The sequence below is a fragment of the Streptomyces sp. NPDC005303 genome (genome assembly GCF_040607335.1).
Classification (GTDB): domain Bacteria; phylum Actinomycetota; class Actinomycetes; order Streptomycetales; family Streptomycetaceae; genus Streptomyces.
Map to the genome: position 1 here is coordinate 20,672 of NZ_JBEXGM010000013.1, position 19,974 is coordinate 40,645.

Annotated in this window: 11 protein-coding genes and 1 pseudogene; 3 read left to right on the forward strand and 9 right to left on the reverse strand. The window is 68.1% G+C overall.

Annotated elements, in window-relative coordinates; genetic code table 11:
• Positions 1-6: 6 nt before the first annotated feature.
• Genes ABZT93_RS19860 through ABZT93_RS19880 form a run of 5 tightly spaced genes read right to left on the reverse strand, consistent with a single transcriptional unit; the run spans position 7 to position 9,530 of the window.
• Positions 7-2,037, reverse strand: a complete 2,031-nt coding sequence (locus ABZT93_RS19860; protein WP_356106081.1) for a PQQ-dependent sugar dehydrogenase — start codon at positions 2,035-2,037, stop codon at positions 7-9.
• 11 nt (positions 2,038-2,048) lie between these two features.
• Positions 2,049-4,295: an alpha-galactosidase gene (locus ABZT93_RS19865; protein WP_356106083.1), complete on the reverse strand. Its 2,247-nt coding sequence runs from the start codon at positions 4,293-4,295 to the stop codon at positions 2,049-2,051.
• A complete protein-coding gene (locus ABZT93_RS19870; RefSeq protein ID WP_356106085.1) occupies positions 4,292-7,543 on the reverse strand; it encodes a glycosyl hydrolase family 28 protein in 3,252 nt (1,083 codons plus the stop codon). Before ABZT93_RS19870 ends, ABZT93_RS19865 begins: the two co-directional genes overlap by 4 nt.
• A gap of 12 nt (positions 7,544-7,555) precedes the next feature.
• Positions 7,556-8,347 (reverse strand): Tat pathway signal sequence domain protein, encoded by a 792-nt coding sequence (locus ABZT93_RS19875; protein ID WP_356106088.1) that lies wholly within the window; start codon positions 8,345-8,347, stop codon positions 7,556-7,558.
• 4 nt (positions 8,348-8,351) lie between these two features.
• The gene (locus ABZT93_RS19880) at positions 8,352-9,530 is read right to left on the reverse strand and encodes a glycoside hydrolase family 88 protein (protein ID WP_356106090.1); all 1,179 of its coding nucleotides are present in this window, start codon (positions 9,528-9,530) and stop codon (positions 8,352-8,354) included.
• A 299-nt stretch (positions 9,531-9,829) separates the two neighbouring features.
• Between ABZT93_RS19880 and ABZT93_RS19885 the strand changes: the two genes are divergently transcribed.
• Positions 9,830-10,666: an aldo/keto reductase gene (locus tag ABZT93_RS19885; protein ID WP_356106092.1), complete on the forward strand. Its 837-nt coding sequence runs from the start codon at positions 9,830-9,832 to the stop codon at positions 10,664-10,666.
• A 105-nt stretch (positions 10,667-10,771) separates the two neighbouring features.
• Here ABZT93_RS19885 and ABZT93_RS19890 read toward each other — a convergent pair.
• Positions 10,772-11,484, reverse strand: a pseudogene (locus tag ABZT93_RS19890) (SDR family NAD(P)-dependent oxidoreductase).
• A gap of 88 nt (positions 11,485-11,572) precedes the next feature.
• Positions 11,573-12,433 carry a methyltransferase domain-containing protein gene (locus ABZT93_RS19895; protein ID WP_356106093.1) on the reverse strand — a complete coding sequence of 287 codons (861 nt, stop codon included), beginning with the start codon at positions 12,431-12,433 and terminating at the stop codon, positions 11,573-11,575.
• A gap of 147 nt (positions 12,434-12,580) precedes the next feature.
• Between ABZT93_RS19895 and ABZT93_RS19900 the strand changes: the two genes are divergently transcribed.
• The gene (locus ABZT93_RS19900) at positions 12,581-13,357 is read left to right on the forward strand and encodes a phytanoyl-CoA dioxygenase family protein (RefSeq protein WP_356106095.1); all 777 of its coding nucleotides are present in this window, start codon (positions 12,581-12,583) and stop codon (positions 13,355-13,357) included.
• An 86-nt stretch (positions 13,358-13,443) separates the two neighbouring features.
• Here the strand turns inward: ABZT93_RS19900 and ABZT93_RS19905 are convergent, their stop codons facing one another.
• Both ABZT93_RS19905 and ABZT93_RS19910 read right to left on the reverse strand, forming a co-directional pair.
• Positions 13,444-15,153, reverse strand: coding sequence for a glycoside hydrolase family 6 protein (locus ABZT93_RS19905; protein WP_356106097.1), 1,710 nt, complete (start codon positions 15,151-15,153; stop codon positions 13,444-13,446).
• 67 nt (positions 15,154-15,220) lie between these two features.
• Positions 15,221-16,687, reverse strand: coding sequence for a cellulose binding domain-containing protein (locus ABZT93_RS19910; protein ID WP_356106099.1), 1,467 nt, complete (start codon positions 16,685-16,687; stop codon positions 15,221-15,223).
• A 251-nt stretch (positions 16,688-16,938) separates the two neighbouring features.
• Between ABZT93_RS19910 and ABZT93_RS19915 the strand changes: the two genes are divergently transcribed.
• Positions 16,939-19,854 carry a glycoside hydrolase family 48 protein gene (locus ABZT93_RS19915; protein ID WP_356106101.1) on the forward strand — a complete coding sequence of 972 codons (2,916 nt, stop codon included), beginning with the start codon at positions 16,939-16,941 and terminating at the stop codon, positions 19,852-19,854.
• Positions 19,855-19,974: the final 120 nt, after the last annotated feature.

Sequence of the window (19,974 nt, forward strand, 5' to 3'; positions counted from 1 at the left end):
GGCCCGTCAGCTGATCGTCACGCGGAAGATCTTGTCCGATCCGTCCGCCGCTCCTCCGTTGTTGTCGCAGTTGGTGGTCGACAGCCACAGCTGGTCGGCGCCCGGCACCTTGGTGACCGTGCGCAGCCGCCCGTAGGTGCCCACGTAGTACGCGGTCGGCGTGCCGACGCTCTCGCTGTCCCCGTTGATCGGGATCCGCCACAGCCGCTCGCCGCGCAGGGAGGCCATGTAGACGACGTTGCGCACGATCGCGATGCCGCTCGGCGAGGCCTCCGACACGTTCCAGGTGGCCTTCGGGTTGGTCATCCCCGCGGTGGAGCAGGTGCCCTCGCAGATCGGCCAGCCGTAGTTGGCGCCGGGCTTGATCAGGTTCAGTTCGTCCTTGGAGCTGTTGCCGAACTCCGCCTCCCACAGACGACCGTTGCGGTCGAAGGCGAGGCCCTGCGGGTTGCGGTGGCCGAGGCTGTAGACGTAGGTGCCGAACGGGTTGCCGGGGGCCGGGTCACCGTTTGTGGTCATGCGCAGGATCTTGCCGTTGAGGGAGTTCTTGTCCTGCGCCAGGTCGGGGGTCTGGGCCTCGCCGGTGGAGACGTAGAGGTAGCCGTCGGGGCCGAAGGCGAGGCGGCCGCCGTTGTGGTAGCGGTTCTTCTTGATGCCCTGCAGGAGGACCTTGTACTCGCTCAGCGTGGTCCCGTCGTACGTCATGCGGACCACGCGGTTGCCCTCGGACGCGGTGTGCATGAAGTAGACGTGGTGGTTCGTCTCCCATTTCGGGTCGACGGCGACGCCGAGCAGTCCGCCCTCGCCGTTGGTGGTGACGGCGTTCGGGACGGTGCCGACCTGCGTTTTCGTGCCGTCCTTGGTGACCTTCAGGACCCGGAAGTCGTCCCGCTCGGTGACCAGCGCACTCTTGCCATCGGGCATCCAGAAGACGCCCCAGGGGATCGTCCAGCCCGAGGAGAGGGTGGAGACCGAGGACGGGACACCGCCGTCGGTGGCGCACGCCTTGGTGGTGAAGGTGACCGTGTTGCTCGGCTGGGAGACGTTGCCGGCCGCGTCGCGGGCGACGACGTTCAGGCTGTACGGGCTGTTGCAGGCCAGCCCGGTCAGCGTGGTCGAGGTGCCGGTGCTGACGGACTTGTAGACGGTGGTGTCACTGCGTACGTCGTAGCCGGCGACCGCCCGGTCGTCGGTGGAGGCACCCCAGCTCAGTGCGGCGCTGTTCGCCGTGACGTCCGCCGCGGACAGGGTGCCGGGTCTCGTCGGCGGGGTGGTGTCGGAGCTGGGCCTGGTGGTGCAGTCGACGACGGGGCTCGCCGGGGACGTGTTGCCGGACGCGTCACGGGCGATCACGGTGAGGTTGTAGGTGGTGCCGGGAGCGAGGCCGGTGAGCGCCTTGCTGGTCGAAGTGCCGGGCGCCTCACCGATCTTGTTGCCGTGCTCGTAGAGGTCGTACGCCGTCACGCCCACGTTGTCGGTGGCGGCGCCCCAGGCCAGCGTGAGCCCGTCCTCGCCGATGTCGGAGCAACTGGGCTGCCCGGGGCGGCTCGGGGCCTGGGAGTCGGTGGCCGCGTCGACGCCGATGCGGTCGAGGTTGGGACCGCCGCCCGCGGTGGTGGCGGTCGCGCGGATCCTGGCGGAGCCCGCGGTGAGCGGGACGTCGACGGTCTTGGTGGCCCAGGTGTTCCAGTCGGCGGTGGCCGGGAAGGAGACGGCCGGCGACACGACCGTGCCGTTGACGGAGATGTCCATGGGACGGTCGGTGGTAGTCCCGTTGGCGTAGCGGAAGGTGACGGCCGTGGTGCCCGCGGAGGCCGCGCTCACCGTGAACTCCACGTACGAGCCTTTGACGTTGGTGTAGTCGACGAAGCCGGTGCCGGTGTATCCGGTGTGGTTGGTGGCCACCGTGCCCTGTACGACGGTCGCGTCCTCCGCCTGGTAGTCGGTGGCCGCGAGCGCGCTCCCCTGGCTCAGCCCGGCCAGCGGCAGAGCGAGGGCGGCGGCGAGGCCGTAGGGCAGAAGTCTGTTGGTTTTCACGGTTGTTCCCCTCAGCCCGTGTACTGGGTGAAGACCTTGAGGTAGTCGTACGGCTGCTGCGTCACGCCGCTGCAGGAGTCACCGTCGGTGCCCGAGCCGCAGGAGCGGTCGCGGTTGACGGACCAGTAGGTGAGGCGCCCGATGTGGTGCTGCTGGGCGTAGGCGAGCATGGTCTTGAAGTCGGCGATCCGGACGCGCTCACCGGAGTCGTCGGTCTTGCCGTTCATCGAGGACAGCCCGATGTGGGCGTAGGCGGTGGCGTCGCTGTATCCGTACGCCGACTTGACCCGCGCCTTGAGGCCCTCCATGGCCTGCGTGGTCAGGGTGCCCATGTTCGTGGCGCCGCCGCCGAAGTCGAACGGCATGATGCACCACACGTCGTTCGCCAGACCCGAGTTCGCCGCCCGCTTGATCATGTCGACGCCGGTGGAGTCGGGGCCGCTGGTGGTGGTGCCGAAGGTGATGACGGTCTTCAGGCCCGGGTTGTTCGCCTTGACCGTCTTCAGCGCGTCGACGACCCGCTGCCGGACGGTCGCGTTGGACCACTCGGTGTTCTCGATGTCGATGTCGAGGGCCTTCAACCGGTAGGCGTTGATCACCTTCTGGTAGGCGCCGGCGAGCGCCGAGGCGCTGGAGCACTTCTCGCCGAGCTTCGTACCGCTCCAGCCGCCCACGGAGACCATCACGTCCCCGCCGGCCCCTCTGATCGCGTTGATCTTCGCCTGGTCGTCGCCGCCGGTGAGCGGGCGGGAGCCGTCCCACTTGGGGTTGCAGGTGCCGTCCGAGAGGACGAAGGCGAGCGTGAACCACTTGACGCCCGTCGCCGCCATCACGGACGTGGGGTTCTGAGGGCTGCCCCAGCCGAGGTACTCGTAGGGGGCGACGGCCATGCCCGGTGAAGCGGCCGCCGAGAGGGAGCTCACGGGCTTGACGCGGATGAGCCGGGTCTCGCCCGGGCGCAGGGTCGCGCTGTAGGAGTCCGCGATCACGCCCTTGTGCAAGCCGGACCACAGGTCGGTGACGTCACCGGAGCCGGTGAAGCCGGCCTGCGACCAGTTCACGCTCACGGTCGCGTTGCCCGAGGTGCCGGTGTTGAACAGGGCCACGACGTACTGGCCGTCGCTCTCCCTCTTGCTCCAGACCTGCCGTGCACCGCTGTTGACGATCCGCTTCGCCGCGACCCCGTCCTGGTCGACGCCGATCAGCCGGTCATTGGTCAGCATCGCCTTGTCGACGGAGTCGAGGTGGGTGAGGTCGGTGCCGAGCAGCAGCGGCGAGGCCGCCATCGCCCACAGGGTGAAGTGGGAGCGCCGCTGGTCTGCGGTCAGGCCCACCTGGTCGCCGTTGCCGACCTCCAGCGAGTCCAGGTCGTTCCAGCCGCCCGGTCCGGCGTACGGCTGCCAGGAGGCCGCCGCGTCGAAGCGCTTGGAGACGTGGGACCAGTCGGTGAGCGGATAGCCGCTGCCGTTGCTCCCCGGCCCGCAGTAGCACTCCACATCACCCTGGGTGCGCCAGCTGTTGGCCAGTTTGCGCCAGTTGGAGGCGTCGGCGATCGGGAGGTTGTTGGAGAGCGCGAAGGTGATGGGCCGTCCGGCGGCCCTGAGTGCCTTGTCCCATGCCTGGACGTCTGGGACGTCCTGGCTGCCGACGCCGTCGATCTTCAGGTAGTCGACTCCCCACGAGGCGAACTGCTTGGCCCAGGAGTTCACGAACTCCTGGGAGCCCGGCTTGGAGTAGTCGATGTAGTACATGTTCTTGCAGTTGTAGTTCTTCTCGGTCCTGGACGTGTCCGCGATGTCCTTCGCGTGGTAGGCGGTGCCCTCGATCGGCGTGTTCTTCGTGACGGCGTTCTTCGCGATGCCCGGGGTCACGTAGAAGCCGAACTTCAGGCCCTTGGAGTGGACGTAGTCGGCCAGGGCCTTGATCCCACCGGGGAACTTGGCCGTGTCGACGGCCCAGCGGCCGTAGTCGTCGACGACGAAACCGTTGGAGTCGCACTTCTGCCAGAAGTCGTCGAGGTTGACCTGCACGAAGCCGTGGTCCTTGAGACCACTGGCGACCAGCGCGTCGGCCTGCGCCTTGATCTTCGCCTCGGTCGGCGTGCGGCGTACGAAGCTCCAGCTGGACCAGCCCATGGCGGGCCGGACGGACTGGCCGTTGTCGGAGGCGGCCGCCGGATGGGCGGTGCCCACGAGCGGCACCGCCGCGGCGAGTAAGAGGCCGGCCACCGTGGCCGTGAGCGATCTGATACGGATCATGACTGTCCCCCGTTCGCGGGTGTGGCGTACGACGTGCCGATCCACGCCTCGTCGATGCGCAGTCGCTGGTAGCGGGTGGTGTCGGTGGAGGCGGCCCAGGTGGTGTCGACCTCGAGGCGGACGTACCGGGCGTTGGCCGCGGTCAGGTCGATGCCCTGGATTCCACGACGACTGGGGAGTTGGCCTGTCTTGACGGCACTCCCCCAGGTCGAGCCGTCGTCGCTCAGGTACACCTTGTAGTCCTTGATCCGCGCGGACTGCTCGGTGTCGGAACGGGCGTAGGCGACGGAGTCCTCGCGCTGGTTGAGCCCGAGGTACTGCACCTTCTTTGCGGAGCCGAGGTCGAAGGTGAGGTTCACGGGCAGCGTCTTGTTGTTGTCCCAGTAGGTGAGGTGGTCGCCGTCACCCGCGGCCGGTCCGGCGTGCCCGCTCGCCGAGGCGCTCGCGCTCACCTTGACGCCGGTGAGGATGCCCTGGCGGCCGGCGGTGGTGACCTTGAAGACGGTGTCGTACGGGTCCCAGTCGCCGAGCCCGGTCAGGGTGAGCACGCCTCCGGACTGGGACCACGAAACCGCTTTGCCGGTACGGAGGTTGGCGACCGAGGCGATGCGGTAGCCGTTGTCGCGGATGCGCAGTGTGCTGGTGCTGGGCGGGGTCAGGACGTGGATGTACTGGCGGTTCGGGTCGTTCTTCGCGATGGTCGTCACGCCGTGCGCGCCGTCGTTCCAGAAGCCGGGCTTGAGGCCGCCGTACATGTAGCCGCCGCCCTCGGTGCCGTGCAGGGACTCCCAGACGGGGTCCAGGTAGGTGTCGGCGAAGGTGTTGAAGGCGGCTTGGTTGGCCGGGAACTTGCCGTTGACCTGGGCGGTCTCGGCCATCAGCGCCTTCACGGACGAGCCCGCGTTGGTGATGAGCCGGCCGAGGGTCAGCGCCTTGTCCACGGACGGGTTCGAGCCGTCGTACCACCAGGCGCCGGTGGACGGCAGCTTGAAGTCCGCCTCCGTCAACCGTGGTTGAGCGGTGTAGATCGCCTGCGGATAGTCGTAGGCCGGCGTCATCCCCGTCTTCTGCTCATTGCTGATCATGTCCATGATCGGCGTGTCTTCGTTGTTGTTGCTGAGCGTGTAGCTCGGACGCTTCTCGTAGATCTGCCGGTAGAGGTCGTGGCTCTCCCAGTACGCGTTGTCGTTGTCGATCCAGAAGCCGCCGAGGTCGGGGTAGCGGTCCATGACCTCGAAGAAGTTGTCGTAACTGAACTGTCCGAAGCCGTCGTTGGTGGTCAGGTCGATGTTCTTGCCCTTGTAGGCGGAGTAGGCGGCCGAGTCGAGCCACTCGTGGCCGCCCTCGTCGTACCACTGGGGGTCGTTGGTCATGTAGAGGATGACCTTCAGCCCCTTGGCCTTCGCGGCGGTGATCAGTTCGCCGAGGAAGTCCCGTTTGGTGGAGCAGGAGCCGGGGATCTTCGACGGCCAGGTGCGGGCGTAGCCGAGACGGCTGTGGAATGAGGCGAGGACGAGGTACTGGGTGTGCAGCTTCTGGGCCTCCTTCACCCAGTAGTCCGGGGTCCAGCCGCCGTTCGTGACGTCGTTCTCCCAGGCGGTGCAGCTGGTGTGGGCGGGCGCGGTGCGCAGGCCCCAGTGCAGGAAGAGGCCGCCGACGGAGTTACGGAGGAAGTCCTGGCGGGGGTTGTCCAGGTCGAGCGGCTTCACCGCCGTGCCGCAGTCCTGGCTGCCTGAGATGCGGAGGGCGCCTCCCGAGGTGTTGTGACTGTCCGTCAGGCAGACACCGGACGCGTCCTGGAGGCCGACGTCGTACGGCGAGTCGCTGCCCTTCTGCGCGGTGAACCGGGTGAGCCGGATGCCGTCGGCCGCGTTGGCGATGAACGCCGGGCGGCCGTCGTCCGCGGCGAACTTCACCGAGCTGTCGGTGAAGCGGATGTCGTCGGCGTTGTGGAGGTACCAGCCGTAGGCCGGCCTGGTGCCGATGGCCTTGGGGTTGTAGTCGTTCGGGTCGTTGCCCGGCACACCGGTGGACATGGTGCCGCTGCCGCCCGGGACCGTGATGTCGACGTTGGTGAAGGTCACGCCCTTGATGCGGTGGCCGGTCTCACCCCACAGGGTCGGACTGAAGGACGGACTGCTCCCGGTGGCCGTGATGTCGTCGTACGTGATGTCGCTGATCGATCCGACACCGGGACTGTTGCCGCACCGCTTTCGCGTGCCGATCTTCTGCATGATCGGCGAGTGGACGTTCGTCATCGTGATGTCGCGGTAGTGGACGTCGGAGATCTTCGCGCCGTCCATGGAGACCATGCCGAGGCCGGACTTGTCGGCGCCGTCGATACGGATGTTCTCGAACCGGTAGTCCGAGAAGTCGCCGCAGGTCTCGGAGCCGAACATGAGGGCGTTGCAGCAACGGGCGGAAAGGAAGCTGTCGTTGACGCGGACGTGGCCGTTGGGGAGCTTGGCGCCCAGCGCGTAGTCGCTCTTGAAGACCAGGGCGTCGTCGTTGGCCCTGATGTTCGCGTTCGTCACCGTGACGTTCGTCGTGGAGATGATGTTCCAGCCGTCGCGGTCGCTCGCGGTGTCGATGGTCAGGTGGTCCGAGGTGACGTTCTTGCAGCCGTTTATGAGCGCGGCGAAGTGGCCGCCGCGGCGGAGGGTGAGGCCGTCGCCGATCGTGAGTCCGTCACACCGGGTCAGGGAGATGATCTTGTCGGCCTCGCCTGACTTCGGGTTGCCGGTGATCAGGTTGCCCATGCCGTCGATGACACCCTGACCGACGAAGCCGATGTCGGCCAGCCGGTCACCGTAGATCATCGCGTCGCGGAAGTGGCTGTGCCCGTAGTCCTGGTAGGCGTCGTACGGGTTGGACTCGGCCTTGTCGTAGGTGTCGGCGCCGGCGCCCTGGAGGGTGGCGCCCTTGTCGAGCCGGAGCGTCACATGGCTCTTCATGTGGATGGTGTTCTTCGACTTGTAGTCACCGGGCGGGAAGCGGACGACTCCGCCGCCCGCCGCCGAACTTGCCGCGGTGATGGCCTTGTTGACGGCGGGGGTGTCGTTGGTGGAGCCGTCTCCCTTGGCACCGTAGTCGCGTACGTCGAAGACGGCGGCGGCCGGGGACGGGTCCTGCGGGCCCTGCGAGGCAGCCGGTGCCGCCGGGTGGCCGAGTCCGAGGACGAGGGCGACGACGAAGAGGACGATCGCGGCCGCTCGGGAGCGGGAGCGTGGGTCGGTGGGGGGTCGCAAGGTGACGGCTCCTCAGACGAGTTGGTAGCCGCGCAGGTTGGTGAGCAGCAGGTAGGTGTTCTGGAGGGAGCCGGAGGTGTCGCCGAGGGAGCGGTAGATGCCCCACTTCGGGCGGACGCGGTCGGCCAGGAAGGTGTCGACGCCGGTCTTGGACGCGTCGATGACGGTCGAGCCGCCGGACTTCAGAATCCAGCGGACCGAACCCGCCGAACCGTCGCCGACCTTGATCTGGAAGTCGACGTCGGTCCATTTGTCGTGCAGCGGGTCCAGGTCGGTGCGGCCGACGAGGATGTCGTCGATGGCGAGCTTGAGCTCGATGGTCTGCTTGCCGTTCACCCGGCGCAGGGACTGCACGACGATCGGCGAGGTGCCGCTGCCGGGCTGCTTCATCTGCATGATGTGGGTGAAGGTCGTGGTCGCCTTGAGGGAGCTCGGGATGTACATCGAGTAGGTGAGCCGCCAGGTCTGGCCCTTCGTCCACTTCAGGTAGTCGCTGCCGCTGCCGTTGCGCAGCCCGGTGACCTCCTGGCGCTGACGGTCGGTGGAGGTGTCGCGGTCGACGGTGTGCATGTTGAAACGCCAGTTGTTGCCAGTGGCGTAGATGTGCGGCTGTCCGGCGGTGTGCGAGTCGGCGCGGTCGTCCTCGATCGTCTCGAAGGCGCCCAGGCCGTCGCCGCTCGCGGACGGGGCCCACTTCTGCTGCCAGGAGGCGGCGTGGGCGGTGGTCGCCTGCGGCAGACCGACCGCGGCCGCCGTGGCACCGCCGAGGGCGGCACCCAGCAACGTCCTTCGTGATGTGTTCATGCCACTAATCACCTCGCAGTTGCTCGTTCATGATCAGGAAGGCACCCAGACCGTGGAAGTCGTTGGTGGCCCGAGTGCGGGCGACGTAGTACGCGTAGTCGCCGACGTTGGTACCGACGGAGATGTCGGCGAGGTCGGTGCGCCCGTCCGAGCCGACCGAGAGCCTGGCGAGCACGTTCTGGTAGCCGCGGCGTGCGACGGCCTCGAAATGCCGGTCCAGGTATCCCCGCTGGGCGCCGCGCGAGAGGGCGTAGGTGAACATGCTGGAGCAGGACGTCTCGGTCCAGTTGTCGCTCCGGCCACCCTTGTCGATCACCTGGAACCAGCGACCGGTCGCCGAGTCCTGGTACTTCTCGAGCCCGGCCGCCAGCTTCCGCAGGATCGCGAGGAGCCGGGGACGACGGGGCTGGTCCGCGGGGACGGCGTCGAGGACGTCGACGAGCGCCATGGAGTACCAGCCGACCGCCCGGCACCAGTGCTCGGGGGCGAGCCCGGTCTCCGGATCGGCCCAGCTCACGGTCCTCGACTCGTCGTAGGCGTGTCTCAGCAGCCCGTTCGCTACCTGGAGGTGGCCGCCGTAGACGGCGAGCTGCCGCGCCGCCTCGGCGTCCGTGCTGCCGCTCTCGCCGAACTCCGCTCCGTACTCGACGAGGAACGGGTTCACCATGTAGACCCCGTCCGCCCAGAGCTGGTGGGCGCGGCTCGCGGTGTCGGCGTGCCAGAAGCCGCCGTCGTCCGTGCGCGGGTAGGTGGCGAGACGGTCGAGGATCTTGCGCGCGGCCGTGCGGTAGCGGGCCTCCCCCGTCTCGTGATGGAGAATCACCAGCAGCCGGCCCGCCTGCATGCTGTCCAGGCTGTTGAACGACTGGCCGATGGAACCGTCCGCGCCGACGAAGCGGTCTACGTAGCTCTTGATGTACGCGAGGTAGCGGGCGTCGTGGGTGCGCCGGTAGGTGAGGTACTGGCCGTAGAGATACAGGCCAACCGGGTAGGACCAGCCTCCGATGGTGCTCGGCGTGTAGCGGGCCATGGTGGAGTCGACCATGGCGACGGACCAGTCCCGGTCCGGGGGCGGGCCGGTGGAGGAGCCGGTGGGCGGGGGCGCGGCGGCCGGCAGGGTGACCAGGGTCGCGGCGGTGAGTGCAAGGGTCGTCAGGACGGCTCGAAGACGACGGCGTCTCATGTTCCTCCCTCTCCGTGAGCCAGGAGACACGGGAAACATCGGATGAAAGCCAACACAGATTCATATCCATGAACCGAGTTCAGGATTCCGCTCGGTTGGCGCGATCCAGAGTCGCGGCAGTGCCGTCGACGGTCAATGGTCTGTACCGAAGAGATCGGATGCATTTCCGGCCAATTTCGGCCATCGCCTGCTGACCGGCGGGTCAGTTCGGACCGATTTTCCGGTCAGGAATGCATCACGGCTCGTGATCGTTGACCATAGGAGTGCCACCCGACGACAACCGTAAGGATCAAGAGCTCGTGAGCAGCAAGGTCCCCCCGATCATCCTCAACAACGGCGTGGAGATGCCCCAGCTGGGTTTCGGCGTCTGGCAGGTGCCGGACGACGAGGCCGAGCAGGCCGTCGCCACAGCACTCGAGGCCGGGTACCGCAGCATCGACACAGCGGCGATCTACGGCAACGAAAAGGGCACCGGAAAGGCCATCGCCGCCTCCGGAGTGGCCCGTGAGGACATCTTCGTCACCACCAAGCTCTGGAACAGCGACCAGGGCTACGACTCGACCCTGCGCGCCTTCGACACCTCGCTGGACAAGCTCGGCCTGGACTACGTGGACCTGTACCTGATCCACTGGCCCACGCCCGACCGCGACCTGTACGTCGACACCTACAAGGCGTTCGAGAAGCTGCACGCGGACGGCCGGATCCGGGCCATCGGCGTCTCCAACTTCGAACCCGACCACCTGGAGCGGCTGATCGCCGAGACGTCCGTGATCCCGGCCGTCGACCAGATCGAGCTGCATCCGCACCTGCAGCAGCGCGCGGCCCGCGAGTACCACGCGGAGCAGGGCATCGCCACCGAGGCCTGGTCGCCGCTCGGCTCCGGCAAGGGTCTGCTGGAGGTTCCGGCGATCGTGGCCATCGCCCAGAAGCACGACCGCACCCCGGCCCAGATCGTGCTGCGCTGGCACCTCCAGCTCGGCAATGTCGTGATCCCGAAGTCCGTGACCCCGTCCCGGATCAAGGAGAACATCGAGGTCTTCGACTTCAGCCTGGACACCGAGGACCTGGCGGCGATCAGCGCGCTCAACGAGGACCGGCGCCTGGGCCCGGACCCGTCGACGTTCAACGCCGCCTGACGGCACAGCGGTTCGGCCGGCGGCGGGGCCCTGTCGTAGGGGACCCACCGCCGGCCGATGTGTGTCCGGCGCCGGTCGGCCGAACCTCTTGCTCCGCCCCGCGCGTCAGACGGGCTGTCCGATCGGCCGCACGACCACGGTGTCGATGTCGACGCCCTCCGGCTGCCATACGGCCCACACGACCGAGTCGGCGATCCGGTCGGCGGTACGCAGGTGACCGGGCGGAAGACTGCCGTAGCTGTCCCAGAACGGCGTCTCCACACGGCCGGGGGCGATCAGCGTGACGCCGACGCCGAACTCGGTCGCCTCACGGCGGGTGTTCTCGGCGAGCCCGGTCACCGCCCTCCCTCACTCTCGGCTCCGCTCGAGCGGGGGGACCCCCGTCGTCGCCCCGTAGATGTTGCCGGGCCCGTGGACGAACCCGGCGACGCTGCCGACCAGGACGATCCGGCCGCGGGTCTCCTTGAGCGCGTCGATGGAGGCGCGGATGAGGAGGGCGGGGCCGAGCACGTTGGTCAGCACCATCTCGGTCCAGCCGGCGGGGTCCCCTGTCGCCACGGTGTCTGCGTGGCGAAGCCCGCGTTGGCGACGACCGAGTCCAGCCTGCCGAACTCCTTGAGCGTGCCGTCCACGGCTGCCTTGATGTCGCCGTACTCGGCGGCGTTGCCGACGAACGTCAACAAGCCGTCCGGGTTGCCCAGTTCCTCGGCGAAGGCCCGCAGCCGCGGCTCGCCCCGCCCCGTGACGGCCACCCGGTGCCCCGCGTCGAGCAGTTGCCGCGCGACCGCGGCCCCGATACCGCTGCCGCCGCCGGTGATGAGCGCGACAGGTGAGCTGGAGCGGTCTCCAGGTCAAGTGCCGCAGGTTCGCCGGTGGTCGGCCGAGGGAAGTAACGCCGCCACTCGGTCACGGTGAAGCACGTACGGCGGTGTGCACGGTGTGCACCGCCAGCACGAACACATCCGCCCGTCGATGCACACTCGCCGTGTCCTCCGGATCGAGCAGGCGGTCGAGTGTCTCCCGGTCGACGGAGTCCAGTTGCTGCGCGAACACCTCCCGCAGCCGGCCCAGCGACGCGGCGATGTACGCGCGGGCCCGATCCGTCGTCGGTGCCGGCAGGTCGAGCAGGAAGCTTCGCGTGCCGGTGTGCCGCAGCCCGGCGGAGGCCATCAGCGCGGGCCAGTCCTCGGCCTCGGCGACGGAGTCGGGCAGCTCCGAACGCATCTGGGTGAACCACTCCTCCTCCAGCGCGTCGACGCGCGCCTGGAGCCCCGGCCGCCCGATCCCGATGTCCCGGGGCAGAAAGCGCGCCGGCAGTCCGCCCTCCATCAACGCCAGCGTGCCACCCCGTGCCAGCCGCGAGGCGAACGCGGCGATCCCGGCCCGCTGGTCGCCCAGGTGGTGCAGGCTCCGGCTGGCCCAGAGCAGGTCGGCGGGGTAGTCCAAGTCGTCGAGCACGCCGGGCAGTTCACCGGCGAGCGTGCCGAAACGGTCGGCCACACCGAGCCGTTCGGCCCGGTCCCGCGCCCGCTCCAGCAACGGCTCGGCCCCGTCGACGGCGACCACCCGGGCCCCCGGAAACGCCTCGGCGAGCAGACAGGAAAGCACCCCGGGCCCACTGCCCGCGTCGACGATCAGCCCCGGCTCGGTCTGCTTGTGCCCGAGCCAGGCCAGGGCCCGCTCGTAGAGGGGGGTGAACAGTTCGGCCTGGGTCTCCAGGTGTTCGGCCATCCTGGACCAGTCGATGTCGGTGTGTTCGTGCGCCATGGTGCCAGCCTCTCCTCGGGACGGGGCCAGCTTGCGCCGACGCACCGGAAGAAGCCCGCGATGTTGCCGTGACAGCAAAAAACACGGCAAAGCGGACGCAAAGAAAAGGGGATGCGCCCGCCCCGTCCGGTCCTCCAGGATGACCCCATGGACGACGAACTGGTGGAGCGCTTCCTCGAAGACGGATTCGTGAGGATCGAGGGCGCCTTCCCGCCCCGCGTCGCCCAGCACTGCGCGTCGCTGCTGTGGCGGGAGACGGGCTACGACCGCGAGGACCCGGCCACCTGGAAGGACCCCGTGGTCCGGGTGGGCGACATGGCACAGGGGCCCTTCGCCGCGGCCGTCAACTCTCCGGTCCTGCACGAGGCGTTCGACCTGCTGGTCGGCGAGAACCGCTGGCAGTCCCGCTATTCCCTGGGCACCTTCCCGTTGCGGTTTCCGCACGCGGAGGAACCGGACGACGCGGGCTGGCACATCGAAGGAAGCTACCTCCCCGAGGACGCGCCGCCCGGCATGTACCACACCAACCTGCGCTCCAGGGACCGAGCCCTGCTGATGCTGTTCCTGTTCAGCGAGGTCACCGAGGCCGACGCCCCGACCCGGATCAGGGTGGGCTCCCATCTCGACGTACCGCCGGTCCTGGAGCCGTACGGCGAACAGGGCGCGTCCTTCCTGGAGTTGGGCCCGAAGGTGGACAAGGCATCGGCCCACCGCCCCCTCGCCCACGCCACCGGCAGCCCCGGTGACGTCTACCTCTGCCACCCCTTCCTGGTCCACGCGGCCCAGCCCCACCACGGCACGAGGCCCCGGTTCATGGCGCAGCCGCCGCTGCTGCCGGCGGAGCCGTACGCGCTGGAGCGTCCGGACGGCGACTACTCGGCGGTGGAGTTCGCGATCCGCCGGGGCCTGGCCGAGGAGAACTGACCGAACCCCGGTTTTCCGGGAGCGGGGAACTGCGCGACCAGCCACGACGAACCCGCGGCCGACATCGCACAGCCCCCCGCATCCACTCAGAGCGCCGGGTACGCGTTCTTCATGAGCTCCTGGAACTGCGCCGAGAACCAGTGCCCCGACAGCGGAGCGTTCGGCAGCGCACCGGACATGTTGTTGTTGTTCCGCGGGTTGCCGGTGTACGTCGGGTCGCACATCCGGTCGAAGCCCTTGCCCTCGTCGTTCGCGATCGCGGAGCTGGACCCGTCGGACTCACCCGGAGGCTTGATCCAGACGTACGCGTCGATCCCGGCGGCCGGGGCGGCCTTCGGGCGCTCACCGAGACCGGCGCCCGCCTGGTTGCACCAGTTGCCGACGTGGATGCGCCGGTCGATGCGACCGCCGTTGACGTACGTGTCGACGTCGGTGGTCGCCCCCGGCCCGGTCGGCCGGGCGGAGCCGCCCCAGCCGTTGCGGGAGGTGTCGATCAGCATGCCGACGCCCGAGGGGAAGCCCTGGTTCACCGCCTCCTGGCGGAAGGCCTGGGCGAAGGAGAGCTCGTCGGTGTACCGGTTCCAGTCCACCCACTTCGACTCGCGCACGGACTTGCCGCCGACGGAGTCGTTGATGGTGAAGTACTGCTCCTTCAGCGCGCTGTAGTTGGCGGTGTTGGTGATGAAGCCCTGCACGTCGTTGACGGTGGCGCCCTCGGCGGTCGCCGCCTGCTTGATGGTCTGGACGGTCGCCGAGAAGTTGTCGTCCCAGCCGATCCAGCCGTGGTGTCCGGCGTCCACGTAGTTGTAGACGTTGGGGGCGTCGCCGAGCTTGTTCAGGGCGTAGCCGACGCCCTTGATGTAGTTGCCGTTGGCCTTCATGGTGTCGCAGTTGGCGGTGGCGGTGGCGCGCGGCGAGACGTTGGTGACGAGGTTGGGCAGCGAGTCGATCTCGATCGTGTTGACGATCCGCAGCGAGGCGTACTTGGGGTCGGCGAGGATCGCCGCGATCGGGTCGATGTACTGCGTCTTGTACTTGTCGATCTCCGTGGGGCCGAGTTCGCCGTTGGAGGCGAGCGCCGCGCAGTCGCGGCCGGGCAGGTCGTAGATGACCAGCTGGACGACGAGCTCGCCGCTGCCCTTCTGCTCCAGGGCCTTGTCGAGGTGGGCGCGCAGGCCCATGCCGCCGTTGACACCGTTGATGGCGGCGATCCGGTCCAGCCACACCCCGGTCGGCTGGTTGGAGATCCGGCTGCCCCCGGGCTCGGCGGCCGCCTTCGCGGACCACTCGGGGTTCACGTACACCTTCGCGCCGGCGTACGGGTTGTCGACCTTGGTGCCGCCCCCCGGGTCCGGCGGGTCGGTCGGACCGGTGCCGCCGTCGACGTTGCAGGTCACCCCGTCGAGGGTGAAGGTGGCCGGGACGGCGTTGGTGCCGCTGTAGGTGCCCTGGAAGCCGAAGCTGACCGAACCTCCGGTGGCGAGCGAGCCGTTGTAGGTCTCGTTCGCCGCGGTGACGGCCGTGCCGCTCTGGCTGATCTTGGCGTTCCAGCCGCTGGTGACCTTCTGGTTTCCGGCGTACGCCCACTTCAGCGACCAACTCGACTTGGCGGTCGAGTTGTTGGTGATAGTGACGGCGGCGGTGAAGCCGGTGTCCCACTGGTTCTGCACCTTGTAGTCCACGGTGCAGGGGACGGCGGCGATGCCTGCGTCCCCGGGGGTCACGGCTAGCGCGGTCCCGGAGGCCCCGGCGACGAGCGCCAGGGCAGCGAGGAGCGCTGTTCTCGTACGACTCATGAGTGCGGGTTTCCTTCTCATTCGCGGGTGTTGTCCGTCGAGCGGGTGCTGTGCGTTTGAGCGGGTGCTATCCGTTCAGGGCGCGCAGATGGTCACGCAGCCCGGTGCCGAACGCTGTGGGTGTGCCGTCGTAGCTGCTGATCAGGGACGGTCCGGTGGAGCAGTCCCAGGTGTTCCAGGTCCAGCCGAGATACGACAGGCCTCGGTCGTCGAACCACTTCATGACCCGGTCGATGAAGCCGTGCGCGCAGGTGTTCTCGCCGATCTCCCCCGCCATGAGGGGGACCTGTGCGGCCACCGGGGCGAGCGTGGAGTTCCAGCAGCCCTCGTCGGCGCAGGTGTTGAAGTTGTACACGTGCCAGGCGGCGGCGAGATTGCCCGCCGGGTCGGTCGGCTTGTACGTCAGCCACTGGCTGAGGTCGTTGGAGTAGGCGATCCCCCCGGCCAGGATCAGGTTGGTCGCGCCGGTGCCCCGGACGCTGTCGACGAGATCCTGCATACCGGCGACCTCGTACCCGATGCCCGGGCAGGTGCCGCCGTCCCGCCAGCACTGCCACGCCTGGGTGGTCGTGGAGGTGGCGCGGTCCGGGTAGGGCTCGTTGAACAGGTCGAAGACGACGGTGCGGTCGTTCTTGAAGGTGTTCGCCACCGAGGCCCAGAAGGAGGGCGTGTACTGCATGTCGGGCATCGGCTTCTGGCAGCTGGCGTGCACGTCGGAGCAGCCGGCGGAGTTGCCGGTGTACTGCCCGTAGGTCCAGTGCAGTTCGACCACGGGTGTCATGCCGTGGGCCTTGACCTTGGCGACCAGGTCCTTGACGGCGTTGATGTAGTTCGTCCCGGCGTAGGCCGGGTTGATGTTGGACAGGCCGAGCCAGCATTCCTCGTTGAGGGGGATGCGGACCGTGTTGGCCTTCCAGTCGGCGATCGCCTTGACGGAGGCGTCGTCGACCGGGCCGTCGAAGATGCCGCGGCCCTGGACGCACATGAACTCGCCGCCGGACCGGTTCACCCCGAGCAGCCGGCGGGTGGCGCCGCCGGAGTCCACGAGCTTGTTGCCGGAGACCCGGAGCGCGGGGGGTGTCTCCTGGGCCGGGTCCGTGGGCTCCGGTGTGGGTTCGGTGGCTGTGTTGCAGGCCGTGCCGTTGAGCTTGAACGAGGTCGGTACGGCGTTGTTCCCGGACCTGGAGGCGATGAATCCGGCGCTGACGCTCGCTCCGGTGGCCAGGGAGCCGTTGTAGCTCTCGTTGACCGCGGTGACCGTCGTACCGGACTGGGACCATTTCGCGTTCCAGCCCTGGGTGAGTTTCTGACCACCGGCGAAGTCGAAGGTGAGAGTCCAACTGCTCACGGCGGCCGTGTTGTTGGTGATTTTCACAGCGCCCTGGAAGCCGCTGTCCCACTGGCTGGTGACGGAGTACTCCACCGAGCAGGCGGGGGCGGCGCCGGACGCCGTGACCACCGGTACCGTCACGGACCCGAGAAGGGCCACCGCGCCGGCTCCGGCTAAAAGTACTGAACGCGGGGGGTGTCGCATGAGCGACTCCTTGCAGATCAGCGCGCCGTTACGGACGCGTCGACTGATGGAACCGCTCCCACTGGTGTCAAGGAAGGTAGCGCCAAGTGACAGCAAAGAACAGGGGGTTACTTGACTTTTCCGTCGCCCCGTCCGTCGAATCATTTCGACTCTTCAAGCACCTTGACCCCTTGAACACTCGTCCTCACTATGGGAGCGCTCCCACTGGTTCAAGCCTTGACTTCTCCGAGCCGCACAAGGAGGAACCAGCAATGCCCCCCACCAGGAGACGCCGGACCGTCCGGCGATTGTGGACCGCTGTCGTGGCGGCCATGGCGCTGCCGTTCGCGATGCTGAGTGCGGCTTCAACTCCCGCACAAGCAGCGTCAGTTCAGTGCAGTGTCGACTACAAGACCAACGACTGGGGCTCCGGCTTCACCGCGGATCTGACGATCACCAACCGCGGCACGGACGCCATCAACGGCTGGACCCTGACATACAGCTACGCGGGCAACCAGAAGCTGAGCAACGGCTGGAACGGCACCTGGTCCCAGTCCGGCCAGGCGGTCACGGTCAAGAACGCCACGTACAACGCGAACATCGCCGCGGGTGCCGCCGTCACCACCGGCGCGCAGTTCACTTACAGCGGCACCAACGCGGCGCCGACGAACTTCGCGATCAACGGCACCTCGTGCACCGGCGCCCACCAGCCGCCGATCACCGTGCTGACCAGCCCGACCGCGGGAGCCGTCTACACCCAGGGCGACGCGGTCCCGCTCGCGGCGACAGCCGCGGCCGCGGACAACGCGACCATCAGCAAGGTGGAGTTCTACGACAACACCACGCTGCTCGGCACCGACACGACCTCGCCGTACTCGCTCTCGGTCTCAAGCTTGACCGTGGGCAGTCATTCGCTGCTAGCGAAGGCGTACGACAGCCTGGGCGCGTCCGGTGAGTCGACGCCCGTCGGCATCACGGTCGCCTCGGGTCCCGCGGTCGTCGCCTCGGCCACCCAACTGGCCGTCCAGCAGGGCAAGACGGGCACGTACACCGTGAAGCTGTCGACGCAGCCCTCGGCCAACGTGACCGTGACGACCGCCCGCACCAGCGGCAACTCCGGCCTTTCGGTGACCGGTGGGGCCTCCCTCACCTTCACGCCGTCGAACTGGAGCACCGCGCAGACGGTCACCATCACCGGCAACGCCTCCGGCACCGGGGCCGCGACCTTCGAGTCGACGGCGACCGGCCACGCCAAGGCCTCGGTGACGGTCACCCAGATCGCGGCGACGGGCACGTACAACGCCCGTTTCCTGGATCTGTACGGCAAGATCACCAACCCGGCGAACGGCTACTTCTCCCCTGAGGGCATCCCCTACCACTCGGTCGAGACGCTGATCGTCGAGGCTCCGGACCAGGGCCACGAGACCACGTCGGAGGCGTACAGCTACCTCCTGTGGCTGCAGGCCATGTACGGCAAGGTGACGGGCGACTGGTCCAAGTTCAACGGTGCCTGGGACATCATGGAGAAGTACATGATCCCCACGCACGCCGACCAGCCGACCAACTCCTTCTACAACGCCTCCAAGCCGGCCACCTACGCCCCCGAGCTGGACACCCCGAACGAGTACCCGGCGAAGCTCGACTCCTCGGTCTCCGTCGGCTCGGACCCCATCGCCGGCGAGCTGAAGAGCGCGTACGGCACGGACGACATCTACGGCATGCACTGGCTCCAGGACGTCGACAACGTCTACGGCTACGGCAACTCGCCCGGCAAGTGCGAGGCGGGACCGACGGACACCGGACCGTCGTACATCAACACCTTCCAGCGCGGCGCGCAGGAGTCGGTGTGGGAGACGGTGCCGCAGCCGACCTGCGACCAGTTCAAGTACGGCGGCAAGAACGGCTACCTGGACCTCTTCACCGGTGACTCCTCCTACGCCAAGCAGTGGAAGTTCACCGACGCTCCGGACGCCGACGCGCGCGCGGTGCAGGCCGCGTACTGGGCCGACAAGTGGGCGACGGAGCAGGGCAAGGGCTCCGACGTCTCCACGACGGTGGGCAAGGCCGCGAAGATGGGCGACTATCTGCGCTACGCGATGTACGACAAGTACTTCAAGAAGATCGGCAACTGTGTCGGACCGTCCACCTGCGCGGCCGGTACCGGCAAGGACGCCTCGATGTACCTGCTGTCCTGGTACTACGCCTGGGGCGGCGCCACCGACACCTCGGCGGGCTGGGCCTGGCGCATCGGATCCAGTCACGCGCACGGCGGCTACCAGAACCCGATGGCCGCGTACGCGCTGAGCTCCTACGCCGACCTGAAGCCCAAGTCGGCGACGGGCGCGGCGGACTGGAACACCTCGCTGGGCCGGCAGCTGGAGTTCTACCGCTGGCTGCAGTCCGACGAGGGCGCGATCGCGGGCGGTGCGACGAACAGCTGGGCGGGCCGCTACGCGACTCCCCCGGCCGGGAAGTCGACGTTCTACGGCATGTACTACGACCAGCAGCCCGTCTATCACGACCCGCCGTCCAACCAGTGGTTCGGCTTCCAGGCGTGGTCGATGGAGCGGGTCGCCGAGTACTACCAGCAGACGGGGAACGCGCAGGCCAAGGCGGTCCTCGACAAGTGGGTCAAGTGGGCGCTGTCCAAGACCACGATCAACCCGGACGGCACGTACCAGATCCCGTCGACGCTGCAGTGGTCGGGCCAGCCCGACACCTGGAACGCGTCGAGCCCCGGCGCCAACAGCTCACTGCACGTCACCGTCGCCGACTACACCAACGACGTCGGCGTGGCCGCCGCGTACGCCAAGACCCTGACGTACTACGCGGACCGCAGTGGTGACACCCAGGCGGCTTCCACGGCCAAGTCCCTGCTGGACGGCATGTGGAACAACTACCAGGACAGCCTGGGGATAGCGGTGCCGGAGAACCGGGCGGACTACAACCGCTTCGACGACTCGGTGTACGTGCCGAGCGGCTGGACCGGGACCATGCCGAACGGTGACGCGATCAACTCCTCGTCGACCTTCGAGTCCATCCGCTCCTTCTACAAGAACGACCCGGCCTGGTCGAAGATCCAGGCGTATCTCGCGGGCGGCGCGGTGCCGTCGTTCACGTATCACCGGTTCTGGGCCCAGGCGGACATCGCCTTGGCCATGGGGTCGTACGCGGAGCTTCTCGAATAGCCCCCGCCGAGCGCTCCGCGAGAAGGCCGGTTGTCGTCTGCGGGTCCGTTGTGGCTGGTCGCGCCCGCGCGGCGGAGCCGCAAATGAACGCAGCCCCGCGCCCCTGAAGGGCGCATCACG